The sequence below is a fragment of the Fructilactobacillus sp. X8R2C1 genome (genome assembly GCF_059900955.1).
Genome location: NZ_JBWXVI010000004.1, coordinates 40,633 through 56,517 on the forward strand (window position 1 = coordinate 40,633; position 15,885 = coordinate 56,517).

General features: G+C 39.5%; 16 protein-coding genes and 1 pseudogene. 7 read left to right on the forward strand and 10 right to left on the reverse strand.

Annotated elements, in window-relative coordinates:
• Positions 1-207 precede the first annotated feature (207 nt).
• Entirely contained in the window at positions 208-2,982 is a 2,775-nt protein-coding gene (locus AC6UD6_RS05080; RefSeq protein WP_500696008.1) for a cation-translocating P-type ATPase, read from the forward strand.
• A 94-nt stretch (positions 2,983-3,076) separates the two neighbouring features.
• Here the strand turns inward: AC6UD6_RS05080 and AC6UD6_RS05085 are convergent, their stop codons facing one another.
• From AC6UD6_RS05085 to AC6UD6_RS05115, 7 genes and pseudogenes are all read right to left on the reverse strand, one after another.
• On the reverse strand, positions 3,077-3,469 hold the full coding sequence (locus AC6UD6_RS05085; RefSeq protein WP_500696009.1) for a VOC family protein: 393 nt from the start codon (positions 3,467-3,469) through the stop codon (positions 3,077-3,079).
• A 72-nt stretch (positions 3,470-3,541) separates the two neighbouring features.
• Positions 3,542-4,264, reverse strand: a pseudogene (locus AC6UD6_RS05090) (DUF6198 family protein); the annotation flags it as partial.
• 18 nt (positions 4,265-4,282) lie between these two features.
• Positions 4,283-5,299: a zinc-dependent alcohol dehydrogenase family protein gene (locus tag AC6UD6_RS05095; RefSeq protein WP_500696010.1), complete on the reverse strand. Its 1,017-nt coding sequence runs from the start codon at positions 5,297-5,299 to the stop codon at positions 4,283-4,285.
• Between the two features lie 359 nt (positions 5,300-5,658).
• Positions 5,659-7,227: an ATP-binding cassette domain-containing protein gene (locus AC6UD6_RS05100; protein ID WP_500695903.1), complete on the reverse strand. Its 1,569-nt coding sequence runs from the start codon at positions 7,225-7,227 to the stop codon at positions 5,659-5,661.
• A gap of 134 nt (positions 7,228-7,361) precedes the next feature.
• Positions 7,362-8,483: an MFS transporter gene (locus AC6UD6_RS05105; RefSeq protein WP_500695904.1), complete on the reverse strand. Its 1,122-nt coding sequence runs from the start codon at positions 8,481-8,483 to the stop codon at positions 7,362-7,364.
• 148 nt (positions 8,484-8,631) lie between these two features.
• Positions 8,632-9,327, reverse strand: a complete 696-nt coding sequence (locus AC6UD6_RS05110; protein ID WP_500695905.1) for a type 1 glutamine amidotransferase domain-containing protein — start codon at positions 9,325-9,327, stop codon at positions 8,632-8,634.
• A gap of 12 nt (positions 9,328-9,339) precedes the next feature.
• Entirely contained in the window at positions 9,340-9,879 is a 540-nt protein-coding gene (locus AC6UD6_RS05115) for a TetR/AcrR family transcriptional regulator (protein WP_500695906.1), read from the reverse strand.
• Between the two features lie 104 nt (positions 9,880-9,983).
• Here AC6UD6_RS05115 and AC6UD6_RS05120 point away from each other — a divergent pair, with 104 nt between their 5' ends.
• From AC6UD6_RS05120 to AC6UD6_RS05140, 5 genes are all read left to right on the forward strand, one after another.
• Positions 9,984-10,796 (forward strand): oxidoreductase, encoded by an 813-nt coding sequence (locus AC6UD6_RS05120; protein ID WP_500695907.1) that lies wholly within the window; start codon positions 9,984-9,986, stop codon positions 10,794-10,796.
• Positions 10,797-10,808: 12 nt separating this feature from the next.
• A complete protein-coding gene (locus AC6UD6_RS05125) occupies positions 10,809-11,405 on the forward strand; it encodes an alcohol dehydrogenase catalytic domain-containing protein (protein ID WP_500695908.1) in 597 nt (198 codons plus the stop codon).
• Complete coding sequence (locus AC6UD6_RS05130) at positions 11,302-11,826, forward strand: NADP-dependent oxidoreductase (RefSeq protein ID WP_500695909.1); 525 nt, start codon at positions 11,302-11,304, stop codon at positions 11,824-11,826. The genes AC6UD6_RS05125 and AC6UD6_RS05130 overlap by 104 nt, the downstream gene beginning before the upstream one ends.
• Positions 11,827-12,127: 301 nt before the next feature.
• The gene (locus AC6UD6_RS05135; protein ID WP_500694239.1) at positions 12,128-12,370 is read left to right on the forward strand and encodes a hypothetical protein; all 243 of its coding nucleotides are present in this window, start codon (positions 12,128-12,130) and stop codon (positions 12,368-12,370) included.
• Complete coding sequence (locus AC6UD6_RS05140) at positions 12,367-12,729, forward strand: type II toxin-antitoxin system PemK/MazF family toxin (RefSeq protein WP_500694238.1); 363 nt, start codon at positions 12,367-12,369, stop codon at positions 12,727-12,729. Before AC6UD6_RS05135 ends, AC6UD6_RS05140 begins: the two co-directional genes overlap by 4 nt.
• 152 nt (positions 12,730-12,881) lie before the next feature.
• Here the strand turns inward: AC6UD6_RS05140 and AC6UD6_RS05145 are convergent, their stop codons facing one another.
• On the reverse strand, positions 12,882-13,448 hold the full coding sequence (locus AC6UD6_RS05145) for an LbetaH domain-containing protein (protein WP_500695910.1): 567 nt from the start codon (positions 13,446-13,448) through the stop codon (positions 12,882-12,884).
• A gap of 146 nt (positions 13,449-13,594) precedes the next feature.
• Positions 13,595-13,777, reverse strand: coding sequence for a hypothetical protein (locus AC6UD6_RS05150; RefSeq protein ID WP_500695911.1), 183 nt, complete (start codon positions 13,775-13,777; stop codon positions 13,595-13,597).
• Between the two features lie 75 nt (positions 13,778-13,852).
• Here AC6UD6_RS05150 and AC6UD6_RS05155 point away from each other — a divergent pair, with 75 nt between their 5' ends.
• Positions 13,853-14,209 carry a hypothetical protein gene (locus tag AC6UD6_RS05155; RefSeq protein ID WP_500695912.1) on the forward strand — a complete coding sequence of 119 codons (357 nt, stop codon included), beginning with the start codon at positions 13,853-13,855 and terminating at the stop codon, positions 14,207-14,209.
• A 287-nt stretch (positions 14,210-14,496) separates the two neighbouring features.
• Here the strand turns inward: AC6UD6_RS05155 and AC6UD6_RS05160 are convergent, their stop codons facing one another.
• A complete protein-coding gene (locus AC6UD6_RS05160; RefSeq protein ID WP_500695913.1) occupies positions 14,497-15,723 on the reverse strand; it encodes an ammonium transporter in 1,227 nt (408 codons plus the stop codon).
• Between the last annotated feature and the right edge of the window lie 162 nt (positions 15,724-15,885).

The following is a 15,885-nucleotide window of genomic DNA, read 5'->3' on the forward strand; positions in this document are numbered from 1 at the left end:
CAATTATTCCTACTTAATCGTGATGGTTTCACCCTGACCCAGGTTAAATTAATTTATTTTACGAAAGTCAGTTTTTTCTATTGCTTTTTTAAAAAAAGAGGCTAAAATCAGTCCACGGTTGTTTAGAAGCACATTCTAAGCGATATTTGGAAAAAGGGGTGAGAAACATTGGATAACAAAATTCTAACTGACGATGATTACGCCAAAATGTCATTGTCAGATCTCACTAGCACGCTAGACACATCGAGCACCAAAGGTCTAACTACCAGCGAGGCCAAACAAAAGTTACAAAAAAACGGAGCCAACGTCATCAAGAAAGGTAAGCAGGAATCGGTTTTAATCGCCTTCCTTAAAAACTTCACTTCACTAATGGCCATGCTGCTGTGGGTCAGTGGTGTGATTGCCATTCTGGCAGGAACCGTCGACCTTGGAATCGCAATTTGGGCGGTCAACATTATTAATGGCCTCTTCTCATTTTGGGAGGAACATGCGGCCAAAAAGGCCACCGACGCCCTGAGTAATCTACTGCCAACCTACGTCAACGTCATTAGAAACGGGAAATCAATTCAAATCAACGCTGATGGGATTGTCCCCGGCGACCTACTGCAACTACAAGCCGGTAACGCCATCCCAGTTGATGGAGTCGTGGTCCATTCTTCATCACTACAGGTGGACGAATCTGCTCTAACCGGTGAATCACTTCCGGTTGATAAGAACAATAAGTACCAACATGGTGACGGCAAGTTTGCCATCAGTAACGTAGTCTACGCTGGGACCGTTGTCACTAACGGAACGGCGACCGTCTTAGCCGTTAAGACCGGGATGAACACCGAATTTGGTAAGATTGCCAGCCTGACGCAAAACCAGAAGAAGACGGACTCACCACTTACTAAGGAATTGAACCGTTTGACCCGTCAAATTTCCATTATTGCTTTTGCGATTGGAATTACGTTCTTTATCCTGGCAATTTACTTTGTTCATTACCCGCTTGCCAAGTCGTTTATCTTTGCACTGGGAATGATCGTGGCCTTCATACCGGAGGGACTCCTTCCGACCGTCACGTTGTCTCTAGCCCATGGCACCCAGGTCATGGCCAAACGCCACGCCCTTTTAAAAGACTTAGACAGCGTTGAGACCCTGGGTGAAACAAACGTAATCTGTTCTGATAAGACCGGAACGCTGACCCAAAATCAGATGACGGTCAACCACGTCTGGCTTCCAGACAAGGAGTATACCGTTACCGGAACGGGGTATTTCAACAACGGCAAAATCCAGTCCAACGGACAAGACGTTAATCTCGCTCACGAACCGGATTTGAACCTTTTGTTAAAGATTGCCCTGTTAAATAATGACACGGCCATTAAGTACGACCCAGACAACAAGAAAGCTCCGTCAATTTTAGGAACTCCAACCGAAGCCGGATTGAACATCTTAACCAACAAGGCTGGTTTAAACCGTGATGACGCGGCCAAACAAACTCCGAGGCTGAAAGAACTCCCATTTGACGCCAATCGGCGCCGCATGACCACGGTTCAAAAGACGGCGCCAGACGGCAGTAACGTCATTTACACCAAGGGTGCCCTTGATAACATTCTTTCGATTTGTGACAAAATCCTAGTAAACGGTCAGGTGCGCCCCATCACCGCAACTGACAGGCAAAAGATTAACCAGGCGAACGCCGATTACGCTAAGCAAGGACTGCGTTCACTCGCTTTTGCCTACCGCGATAACGATACTGATGATCCGAAACAAGCCACGATTGACAACACCGAAAAGAACCTTGTGTTTGTTGGTCTAGCCGTCATGTCCGATCCCCCACGAGAGGAAATCTTCGACGCGGCTAAGAAGTGTCACAGTGCCGACATTCGAATCATCATGGTCACCGGAGACAGTTCTTTAACTGCCAAGAGTGTTGCCGTCCAAATCGGCATTACCTCTAATAAGGCTCGGGTCATCACCGGAGAGGAATTAACCAAGATGTCAGACGATCAACTTCAAGAAGCCGTCAAGGGTGAAGTCATCTTTGCCAGAGTGGCTCCGGAAGACAAATATCGCATCGTCTCAATGTGTCAAAAAAACGGTGACGTGGTTGCCGCTACTGGTGACGGTGTCAACGACGCTCCAGCTCTAAAGAAAGCTAACATCGGGATCGCCATGGGGGTTAACGGAACCGACGTTGCCAAGGATGCTGCCGACATGATTTTAACCGACGATAACTTTGCCTCCATCGTTTCTGCCATTGAAGAAGGTCGAACCGTCTACAGCAACATCCAGAAGTTCCTCCTTTACATCTTGAACAGTAATATGGCCGAAGCCTTTCCATCAATTCTGTTTCTAATCTCTAACGGTGCCATCCCACTCCCACTGACGGTTATGGAGATTTTAACCGTTGACCTGGGGACTGATCTCCTGCCAGCTCTGGGACTTGGAACCGAAAAGAGTGAACCGGGAATCATGAAACGGCCACCACGTTCAAGAAGCTCGCACCTGTTAAACAAAGGACTTATTATCAAAGCGTTTGGTTGGTACGGACTATTTGCGTCCATCTTGTCAACTGGCGGTTACTTCTTTGCCAACTACCAACACGGTTGGCCCAAGATTCCGCTAGCTGGCAGTGGCACATTTTACGCCGAAGCCACTACCATGACGCTAGCTACCATCGGCTTCTGTCAAATCGCTGCCGTCCTTAACTGTCGAACCGATTCGACTTCCCTATTTAAAATTGGGATCTTTAGTAACCACCGCATCATGTGGGGCATCGCCTTTCAGATTGTCCTAATCACCCTCCTAATCTACGTTCCGTTCCTTCAAAGTGTCTTTGGAACCGCTGCAATTGGTGTCAGTGACTGGATCTATCTGATTGCCATCCCAATTCCACTGGTTCTAATTGATGAGGTCAGAAAGTACTTCGTAAGACGACACATTCACAACAAGTTCAACCAACACATGTCTCACCTACAAAAACTAGAAAAAACCCTATAAAATTAAAAGAGGATGCTGAACAAATTGTTCAACATCCCCTTTTTGGTATGGGTTTTAAAAATTGAGGTTTTAATAATTTAATGGCAATCAATCGTTACTTCAGAATCTGACAAAATTCAATGCGTTCATGGTTAGGACCATAGACGTTAAAGAATTTAATTCCCTTCGTCCAGTATGCCCCAATGTATTGAATTTGATCATCATCGACGTTCAGTCCCATTTCTTTAGCGGCCTTAAAGGCACTTTCAATGTCAGTGGTATTTAAGGCAAAGTGGTTAATCGCGCCATCAACTGGGTTGGTTGGCTCGCCTTCCCAAATTTCAAGGGTAAGGTTGTCGTACTTCATAAAGGCACAGTGAATGTTACCATTTGGGAAATCGCCAATCTTTTTAAATCCAAGTTTTTCATAATACTGAATGGTTTTGTTAAGGTCTTTGGTAGGAATTCCTACGTGTTGAAGACCAGTAAAGTAATCACTAATATTCATTTTCTTACTCCCCTTTTTATTATGCGATAATTGGTGGTCATCATTATCAACGTCGGTTGCCACCGTTGAATCTTCTATGCCATTAGACGTATCTAACGCTTGGTGCTTGAGGCTTGGAAAGACGACCTTATCGGCAATTCCGGTAATGCCACCCTGGAAAAGAAAGGCAAAAATCGTTCCAATCCCATAGTATTCAATTCGATGTGTGATCAAAATCGCAACTATTCCGATAACAGTCGGTGGGATGTATGAAGCCCACATTGCTTCAGCGGCGTTTCCCTTAAAATACTTGAAACGTAGGATCTGCATTAGATCGTCATTTGGGTGTAAGACCAGGTTGACCCGTTGATAAATCGAAATTCCAATCGCAATAAATGCAACTCCGATAAAGTTGACCAGCACGTAAACGGTGATTAAGCCCAACGAACGGGCCTCCGGTAACTTGATAATCTCGGTCAAAAGGTCATAGAATACCTGAACTAACCAGGAAAACGGAATCATGAAAATCATGTTTCCAATGGCTCTGCCCCAGTCCCATTTTCCAAGCAAGAGTGCATTCAAAATGATGATGGCGACTCCGATCAGGACGAAAGTCCAAAAAAGATTCCAATGAATCGCAATACTAAAGTTGGTTTCGGCCGCCGTCCAGTACGCGGACCCCAAAAACTGGGGAACCACCTTGGCACTGGTGACCAACGTCAGAACGTTTCCAAGTGAATTGATGATGATTGAAATAATAAAATAAATAATCGAAGCACTCATCGAAATCGTTCGTGGTGTTTTCTTTGCAGTCATAACAATCACCACATTTTTCTATTTAAGTTCTGGGTTAACTGCGACAATCGACTTCCCCATCTTAGGGGTCGTGTGATTTAGAACTCCTTCAACTTCGTCAAGCTTTAAAATATTATCCTGGAACGGAGTGGTTTTAACGGCACCGGATGCCAGTAAAGCAATCGCATCTTCAAAAGCATGGGGATTAATAATCGATCCCTTAATCGTTAACTGTTTCTTAAAGACGTTGTAAGTATTCATTGAGAAGGTCTGATCTGGTTTACCAACTCCAAACATCAGCACTTGAGCACCTTTGTTGGTGTGCTCAGCAGCTTCTTCTTGAGTCTCAGGACGACCAACGGCTTCAACCACAAAGTCATAATTTTCTTTAATCGGGGTCTTCGTCGTGTTAATCACGTTGTCTAACTTTAATTCAGACTTCAAGCGGTCAAGCACCGAGTCGTCCAGAATTCCGGCTAAGTCAATTCGTTGAATTCCATAATCACGCAGGATTTGAGCGAATAATCGAGCCATGAAACCATCACCAATGATTAAAGCGTGTTGGTAAGGGGTAATGTTCTCGGTAATCTTCATTGCGTGAACCACACAGGAGATTGGTTCAAGTGAACATGCAGCTTGAAGTGAGACTGAGTCTGGTAACTTGTAAACCACTTTTTCAGGTGCTGTAAAGTATTGAGCAAGTCCGCCATTACGAGTTACTCCAATGGCTGACAAGTTGTCACAGAGTTCATAACGACCAGTTCGACAATAGAAACACTTGTCACAATAAATATTGGGGTCAACGGCCACCCGATCACCCTTTTTAAATTCTTGGACGTTTTTACCAACGGCGGCAACAATCCCAGAATTTTCGTGACCTAACACGATTGGTGGGGTAGCGTCAGTGGAGCCTGGTAGTCCGTTGAACAGCCCATTATCAGTCCCACAGATTCCAGCATAGGCCGTTTCAACTAAAACTTCATCGTCTTTAGGAGTTGGAGTGTCAATCTGCTCCATCTTCATCTTCTGTTTGGCAGTCATTACTAAAGCATTCATTTTATCGTTCATAATAAATAGCCTCTTTTTATCATGTTAAATTTAGTATTAATTAATAGTAAGTAAAATAAGCGCTTGTTTTTATTTACACATTCAATATATACTCGGAATTTTAATAATGCAACCGCTTACACTATTGGCATGGCAATAAATAACAACTTCACAAGTACTTCTGAATCAGTAAATATACTAAGATCAATATTTCAAATCATTTTGATTCTCATTTTATTCTGAAATAAATTAATATAAATAATAATTTCACAATAATTGTTTTGGCAAAATGAAATAAAAACGAGAATTACACGAATTGTTCGGAAATAAAAAGCATCCCTAAACCGCTAGTGGTCCGGGGATGACTATCAAATGAAGGTATTTAGATTAATTGCATGATCAAAGTACTGTAGTTCAGACTTATTATGAACGACAGAAATAATGGTACTGTTTTTTAAATATTTTCCCATTAATTCATAGAATATATTAACCGATTGTGGATCAAGTCCACTACTACTTTCATCAAACAAAACCACCGATGGATCTTGAATAAAAGTTCGCAAAATCAGGATTTTCTGTTGCTCACCACCGGAAAAATGACTCTTAAATTCTTTAGTAGAATAATTTTTCAAAGCATCATCTTTTGAGACTTTCTCTAATCCGATTTCGTCAAAAAGTTGAGTAATTAAATCAAACGATGTCTTCTGATTTCCTGGATACGTTAAATTATCGTATAACGATCGGTTAAATAACGGTGTGTCCTGACCAAGATAAATAACATCAGTTGGACCTTCCACTGGAATTATAATTTCACCCCTTTGTGGCACTATCAGTCCACCAATTATTTTTAACAACGTACTTTTCCCTAAGCCATTATCACCAACAATCGCCGTCTTTTCACCTTTATGAATGTTTAATGACAAATGGTTGAAAATGTTTTTGCCATTACGATAACTAAATTTAACGTTTTTAATTCTCAACCAATCACTACCCGGGGCAAAAATTCTGCCTTCATGAAACGAACCCAAAACAGGATAGTGTAAATCGTCTAATCCCGACCTGATACGATCAAAAAGCTCAATCATCTCCAGATACTCAGACCCAAATTGACTCAAACTAATGATTGAATACACTAAAATTAAAAGTCCAGAAATACTGTAATCCTTGTTCTTACCAACAATGCTGATAAATACAATAATTCCGAAAGCCATCACCACAATGAATAACTGCTGGATAATCGCAGATCCATTAATTTTATTTTGTAATTTATAATAGATTCTTCTCTCATTATTTAGTAGGTTATTAAAAATACCGTTTTCGTAGCCTAAACTTCTTAGTGAATAAATTGTTTCTTTATTATTATAAAAATCCAAGATGTATTCATTCACTTTGGAAGTTTTACTTAAAGAGTCGCGGACATATTGCCGATTTCTTCCCGACAATTTAACGGAAAGTAAAATGTAGATGAGAAAGACAATTAAATATGCAATTCCAATCATTAAATTCATTTTAGCCAAAATAACGGTATATAAAGAAAGTAAGGCAACTCCCTTAATTCCTGCTGGCATCACCTCTTGAACCAACTTGCGACATGAAAACGATACCTCATCAATGTAACTTTGAAGTTTGCCCACTTTTTCTGCTTGAAAGTACTTGTAACCACCCTTTTCGATGTTTGACCAGATCTCCTGTTTAGAATACTTACGGGTAGCCTGTAAAAAATAATTACTAACATAAGTGGTAATCGAAGGAATCATTAGCGTTAAAAACAATAAACAACTCGTAAAGATGATTTTCTTACCGTTTGAATTAATGATTTTACTTAGTAAATACGGCTGTAAATAGAAGATGGCATACGACACAAATAAAAATAAAAGGTAAATGATAATCTTCAAAATACCAATTCGTTTAATCAAATGTTTAGCAAAATATTTCATTGGCCTGCTCCCAATATCTAATATTAACTACCGTTAATTTTTATGTGATTCAAATAAATTGAGATAATCATAGCACCATCAAAAAAAGATGTTGAACTTAATGTTCAACATCTAAAACAAATCATTTATAAAATCTATTCATTCTGAATCTCTTCATTTTTTCTCAAAAAATTGATTATCATAGACCCAACAAAGAAAATTAACACAACTACATTTAAAACCATCATTAAATTACTATTTGACACAAAAACCGCAATAAACCACAAAGTGAGAGCGGCAACAATCATTGATAAGAACTCCATGATAAAAATAAAAGTGGACATCATCTTACTATTAACGTAATGCTGAAATTCAATATTAAGTTGATATGAATAGACATTGAACGGAATCTGTAAGAGCGTCAAAAAGACGACGGGCATAAAATCAAGCCTGAATACATTACACAATGCAAATAAAATCAGAATAAGTATTAGATTAATAACATAAGATATCTTTGAAATTTTGATGTGTTTTAACATCATATTTCCAATAATTGAAAAGAGTTGAAACAACACATACACAATTCCGAAGTAAGCTTTAGAGATGTGGTCTTGTAACAATATAAACTGCCAATATTGATAGAACACTTGGGCAAACATCTGCAAAAAGCACATCAGTACAATGATTACTGATAATTTACTGTTACTTTTAAGACTTTTAAGTCCGCCTACCATTTGACTTAAGGTGATCCGATCTTCCATCTTGATGTTTACTTTTGGAATTAAGCCTTGAATTAGTATAAAGGCAAGCACAAATCCTAATAAAGACACAATGTATATGTTAATTCCGATGTAGTTATAAATGGTTGCACCTAGTCCGCCACCAATTAATCCACTAAACAAAATCGCATAGTTGTTTTTCACGTTGAATTTTTTGATACTACCGTCATGATTTTTAATGGTTTTCACAAAATAGGTGTCTAAAGACCCTGTCATGCCCGCTGATGACATCCCATACAAAAACCATGCCACGCTGATTAGCAGAAATGATTTGGTCATAAAAGTTAAAAAATAAGAAATAAAAATCAAAATTAGGGAAAGTTGGTACATGTTCTTCTCTGAAATAATATCTGAAACAATACCAGATGGAATCTCCATTATGAGAGCTGCAACCATAAAAATACTTTGAATGATAGATATTTGACTGATAGAAAATCCCTTATCCAACAGAATTACGGATAAGATCGCATGCGGGAGGACCCTGGAAAAATTATACATAAAGTTTCCGGTTAAAAAGCTTTTTATTTGAGTACTTAAAGCATCGATAGGATCTCCTCCAATCAATCAGATTCTAAAAAAAGGGAAGAATATTTCTTCCCCTTTTACAATTAAGTTAGCTCTATTAAACAACTTCCATTCTTATTGTTCAAATACTTTTACTATTTATCGCCCCCACAAGCTCCTTTGCCACCGCTTTCGGTGATTGCGGATTTTGTCCCGTAATTAAGCGTTCGTCTTTTACGACATGGCTTTTAAATGGTCGTACTTTTTCAAAATGAGCGCCGTGTTTGTTGGCAACCTTCTCATTTAAGAACGGCACTCTTTTATAGTTGCCACTTAAAACTTCCTCAGCAGTCGTAAAACCAGTAATCTTTTTATTAGAAATCAGATATTTCCCATCTGGCAGCTTAATGTTAAGGATTCCAGCAATGCCATGACACACCGAACAGATGTATCCACCGTTATTGTAGATTTCCAAACTGATTTTCTGTAACTGCGGGTCATCGGGGAAATCCCACATTACTCCGTGGCCACCAGTATAGTAAATCGCCCAATAGTCTTCGGGGTTGATGTCGACTGGTTTCAGAGTGTTAGCCAATCCATGATTCTGATAGTCGCGATCTTGATACATCCTTAGAGTATCAGCATCAACGTACGACGACTTCATACTTCTCGGATCAATCGGGACGTACCTTCCCTTCGGACTAAGATAATCCACGTCGTATCCAGCCTCTTGAACTTCCGCCACAAATTCAGCTGATTCCCCCAACCACAGGCCAGTTAGTCGATTACTATTAGGGAAATTAGTCGTGTTAGTCTCGACCACTAAAATTTTTTTCATCGCAGCATCCTCCTATTTATCTTGACTCAGATATGGCACTAAAATCGCCTTCACTCTCTTAGCCAGTTCACCTTTATCAACCTGTTTGTCTGATAAAACCAGCTCTTCGATGATGCCATCAATCCCGTAGCAAATGAAGTCTAGTTCCGTTTGACTGACGTCTTTAGTGACAAACACCAGTTGTTCCCTAGTAAAATCGTTGAATTCTTTTCTGAACTGATACGAATCTTGACTTTTTAATAGATTACGAAAGAAGTTACGATCCTGAGTGAAGAAATTAATCCAAAGTTCAATCTTTTCTTGGACTTTCGTGTCGTCGACATTCTGACAGGTCAACCTCAACTCTTTGAAATATGAATTCATAAAGTCCAAAACCAGCGCCGACTTGTCAGAATAGTGGTCGTAAAAGGCTTTTCTCGTAATGTCGGCTTGATCGCAAATCATTTTGACCGAAATGTTATCTAAACTATGTTTCTCCTGCAATAGTTCACGAAAGCTGTCCTGGATGGCTTTCTGGGTCTTTCGAACTCTTCTGTCAATCTTCTTTTCCATTAATAATCACCTTTTTTTGGTTAATAGTTGCAAATGCAACAGTTGTATTATAATATACTCGTGTAACTTAATCAATGAAACTTATATCATTTAGGAGGTAACTAATGAAAACAATCTTAATCACAGGAGCTAGCTCCGGAATGGGATATCAAACCGCTAAACGACTGGCAAACTCCGGTTATCAAGTTTTTGGGGCTGCCAGAAAAACAGACGCAATGGAACCTTTAAAGGCTTTTGGGGTTACTCCAATTAGCATGGACGTTACCGACCAAGATTCGATGCAAAAAGGTGTTCATCAAGTTATTCAAACTGCCGGCAAGATTGACGTCTTGATCAACGGGGCTGGTTATGGTTCTTTTGGCGCCATCGAAAACGTCAGTACTGAGGAAGCCAAACGCCAATTTGACGTCAACGTCTTTGGATTAGTTGCCCTAACCAAACTGGTTCTACCCTACATGGAAAAACAACACGCGGGCAAAATCATCAACATTTCTTCAATGGCGGGTAAGTTCAGTAGTCCACTCGCCGGCTGGTACTTTGCTTCCAAACATGCGCTTGAAACTTTAAGTGATTCACTTCGAATGGAAGTAAGAAAATTTGGCATCCAGGTGGTTCTAATCGAACCGGGGGTTGTAAAAAGTAACTGGTCCAACATCGCTATGAACAAGCTGGTTAATTCCTCTAAGGGAACCAAGTACGAAGCAGCCGCTAAAGAAATGGCCGAGAAAACTAATAAAATTTATGCTTCAAAATTAGCGTCACAACCCACTCTGATTGCCAAAACAATTCAAAAAGTCGTTTTAGCCAAAAAGCCCAGACCACGATATCTCATTGGGTTTGGTGCGAAGCCAACCGCTTTCTTCAATGCCGTTTTACCAACGAGACTGATGGATCGTCTGATCCCTAAATTTATGTAAGAGGTCATCAATATGACTAACATTCCCAAACAAATGACTGCGCTGCAACTGCTGAAATACCGAACGCCCTTTGTAAAAGACACCATTCCCGTTCCTCAAATCAATGACAACGAGGTCTTAGTGTCAATTGCGGCCTCGTCACTTAACCCAATCGACTATACGATTCAATCTGGTAAAGTAAAAATCATCATGCCTTACAAATTACCGATCACCGTTGGTAATGACTTTTCCGGAACGGTGGTCAAAGTCGGCAAAAAGGTAACTAAATTCCAACTGGGTGACCAGGTGTACGGGCGTCCTGATGATTATCAAAGTGGCACTCTAACCGAATTTATCGCGATTGACGAAAATGACATCGCTAAAACGCCTAGTAACCTAAGTATAGTAGATGCCAGTGCCGTTCCCCTAACTGGATTAACGAGCTACCAGGCTTTAATTGAAATTGGCAAACTGAAAAAAGGGCCAAAAAGTCTTCATTCAAGCCGGATCCGGTGGCGTTGGTACCATGGCAATTCAGATTGCCAAAGCGCGGGGTGCCTTCGTTGCGACGACCACGAGTCAAAAGAACGTAGCGTTAATGCGCTCTTTAGGTGCCGATCAAGTGATTGATTATCATATGACGGATTTTTCCGAGGTGTTAAGCGATTACGACATTGCCTTTGACAGTCGTGGCGGCAGGACCCTCAAAGATACCTTTAAAATCTTAAAACCAGGTGGCAAGCTAATCACAATCAACGGAATTCCAACCTTTAAATTTGGAATGGAACACCATCTCGGCTGGTTTAAATCAATTTTGTTTGGGATTGCTAGTGGTCCACTGCGACTTTTAGCTAAAAAACATCACGTTGAATACACCTTCTTCATCATGCATCCCAGTGGACCTCAACTAGACATTTTAACCCAAATGATTGAAGACCAGCAGTTAAGGCCGATTATTGATAAGGTCTTCCCGTTTAGTGACGTGCTAGCGGGATATAAACTACTGGAATCACACCACGCTACTGGCAAGATAGTGATTAAGATGAGGTAATTTTATTTAATAAAAACCGTAAAAATAAAATGAAGTGCCAGATAAAGTTAAAATTCTATGTCTGGCACTTCATTTTATTTATTTAAATACATCAACAATTTCAGGAACAAACCATCCTATAAATCCTCCAAAAACGTACAACAGCCACCAATAATGAGAAATAAAATACCAAAAATTCAAAACCAATTAAGAGGTTCTAAATATATTAAAAAGTTTAATTAACAATAAAAAAAGAAAAACTATGTACTCTTATGTTCTTCAGTGTTACATGTGATACAATGTAATTGAGGAGATGATGTTGATGGAAAAAGTTAAAATCAGAAAACGTGGAAACTCAATTGGTATTAACTTCAATAGTGAGACTCAAAAAGAATATGGATTAGCTTTGGGACAAGAATACTTTCTAACTAAAGATCAACAGGGAGCACTTATGTTGGTCCCAAAAATAAAACAAATTTATGGCGACAAAAAATATGCCAACGGAAAACTTTACCAGTCTCCCATTAATAATAAAAGTCAACTAGAGGGACGTGAAATGATTTGAATAATCAATCGTATTGTCCAAATCAAGGAGACGTTGTTTGGATTGATTTTGATCCCAGTAGAGGAAACGAAATTAAAAAAAGACGTCCTGGCCTAGTAATCAGTACCAAAGCCTTTAATGACGCAACTCGTTTTGCTGTTGTTTGTCCAATTACGAGTACAATTAGAAACTATGCTGGTAATTTTAATTTAAATGGATACAAAACACATGGTCAGGTTATAACTAGTCAGCTAGCAAGTTATGATTGGTCTAGCAACAGTGATAGAAATATTAAATTCATTGAAAAATTAACTCAATACGACTTACTAATCATAGAACAATTAGTAGGTCAGATCTTTAATTTCCCTAGCCAGGGATAAAACAAATAGTAATAAAAAACTGATACGCCACAAAAAGCCTCTAACTATCGAATTAGTTAGAGGCTTTGGCATTCATATTGTTAGTACTAACAGTACTAACAGTATTCTCATATCATTACACATTTCAAAAACACTAAAACCAATTTTTACTCTTAGTCATGCCTCTTAATTGGTTTGGCCGGATCGCCTACGTAAGTTGAATTGGCAGGAACATCCTTATTAACAACCGAACCAGCACCGATAATGGCATTTTCACCAATGGTAACACCTGGAAGGACAATGACACCAGTTCCAAGCCAAGCATTCTTATGAATGTGAATGGCACCAGTAGTAATCAAATTTCGGTGATCCGGTCGCGTATCATGGTTAAGCGTAATCAGTGAAACTCGTGGTCCAATCAAAACGTTTTCGTCGAGATAAATCCCACCAGCGTCGTCAAACAGACAATCGGTGTTAATTAAAACACCTGGTTTTAGGAAAATATTGCGACCAAAATCAGTCTGAAGTGGTGGAAAGACAATCACGTTTTCCGGTACTTCTCTGCCAGTAATCTTAGCCAAGATTTCCTGTTGCTTAACTGGATCTGGTTCACTGTTAAACTGTTTCAATAATTCAGCATTTTTAAAATGAATATCAAAGATTGGTTTAAACGACGGGTCACGAAAGTCAAACGTTCCACCGTTTAAGGCGGCTTTTAAAAGATCATCTTCTTGGGACATAGATATCTACCTCGATTTTTGTTTTTTAGAGTTATAAAGGCTCCTGTGACAATTGTATCATCATTATAATGAGAAACAGAAAAATCACATAAATGCCTACCTATAGTATCTAATAGTACTTTTTCTAATTTCGATACCATGCAGTTTTAGGCCAATTGTGATGTCGTTTCTTTTGACTCTCCATGATTAGCAATCTTTAACCCCATATCCATGCTCATTAAGTCCTTGCTAAAAATATTAATTGGATTTGAATTAATATTACTAAAAACAACCAAAAGCACCGAGAAAATTGAAATTACAACAAATAAAATTAACTTATCCGTTTTCATAGGTGTTATGTTACATAAATGACATTTCGTGATAAAATATTATCACGAAAAATAATAAATTAAGGGGACTACAAAATGAAAGCTAAAACAATTCTTATATCAACATCACTCATTATCATTTTATCGATTGGTTTTCTTGCTTTTGACCTTTTATTTGCTGACCATGCAGCAGTAAGCATTCAAATGAGAGCAATAACTTTATCAAATACTAAAATTAAAAAGTTTAGCAAAAATTTAGCCACTTATAACTACATAAAACGCCATAAATATGAGACATTAAAAAATTTATCAGATGATCAAGGGTCAGAAAACTTAGATTATTACGTAGGATCGTTAGGGCAAAAAAACATTGGTGTTTACGGAAGACTCAATTATTCAGGTATTAGGATTTTATTCCCACAATTTCAAGTGAAGTATATAGAGATAGAATAATCAAACTGAATAGATAATATTAACAATATTGGTTTTAAAATGAAAAAAATAAAATCAAAAACGTGGTAATTCAATTGGCATTAACTTCGATAGTAAGACAAAAAAAAGCCCACCAGCTTTAGCTGATAAGCTCAATCATCAGTTCACCACAAACTGGTGACTTGTGTATCTCTTACTATCAGTCATTATTCCAGTAATAATTAATTTATTAACTCATTTGATTGAAAAATTAATTGACTTTTTACTTAATAGGCAAACTACATAAAATTATTTTCTTTCATGTTATCCTAGCGATTAATCGCATCACAATCAATTCGTTCCTTATGCTCGCTCAGGTCTAATCCCTTAGCCTCTTCTTCTGGAGTAACTCGCATCTTCGTAACGTGCTTTAGCACTAACACAATCAAGAAAACCATGACGGTCACAAACACGATACTGAAACCAGTTGCCAGCAGCTGAATCCAAAACTGATGAAGTGAACCACCAGCAAAGATGCCACTAAACTTCACCTGCGGATTAATTGCCTTACTAGCGAACAGTCCGGTCAAAAGACTACCAACAATTCCAGATACCCCATGACAACCGAACGCATCTAACGTATCGTCGACGTGCAAGCGGGGCTTTAAGTATTTAATGAAGGTGTAACTACATAACGTGGCAATGATGCCAATCGCAATCGCACTTCCAATTCCAACAAACCCACAGGCCGGAGTGATGGCAACCAGGCCACACAAAGTTCCGGTACATGCGCCCATCAGGGATGGTGCGCCTAGGATGAAGACGTCCAAAATAATCCACGTTAACATCGAGGTTGCCGTAGCAATCGTGGTCGTCAGCATCGCCTGAAACGCAATGTGATTAATGGCGAGTGCCGACCCACAGTTAAAACCGTACCAACCAAGCCACAAGATGACCGTTCCCAAAAAGACCCAGGTCAGGTTATAAGCCTTGTCGTTTTTGCCGCGCTTGTGTCGTCCAAGCATGATGGCCAGAACCAGGGCGGTAATCCCAGCGTTAATGTGAATGACCGTTCCACCAGCAAAGTCCAAGACTCCCATCTGTTGTAAAAATCCCCCACCCCATACGATGTGAACGAGTGGATAGTAAATCAAGATACACCAGGCAATCGTGAACAGGATTAGGAACTTAAACTTCATCCGGCCAACGATTCCACCAATCCAAAGGGCTGGCGTAATGATGGCAAACATCATCTGAAACAGCATGTATGAACCGTTGGAGATGGGACCGGCAGTTGCTGGGGCGGTAAAGTTGAAATTATGTAACATGAAATCATGCATCCCACCGATAACGTTGAAGTAGTTCCCCGAAAACGAGAGCGAGTAGCCAATGATGACCCACAAAAGAACGGGGATGCTGCACATGATGAAGACCGACATCAGGGTGTTCACCACGTTTTTTCTTGAAACCATCCCGGCGTAGAAAAACGCCAGCCCCGGTGTCATGAAGAACACCAAAATCGTACAGATAAATACAAAAACCTCGTTTGCTGCCATGTTAGTCACGCCCGTTCATCAATTTAGTATACTAATAGTCTAGGCTTTAATTTTCATTTGAACAGGTTTAATGTCTCGAAACGTTACATGGAAGACGGAAAATTTTCATCAAGTCACCTTTCTTGACGTTTACGCCATATGAGGGTTTACCCTTTAACAGTA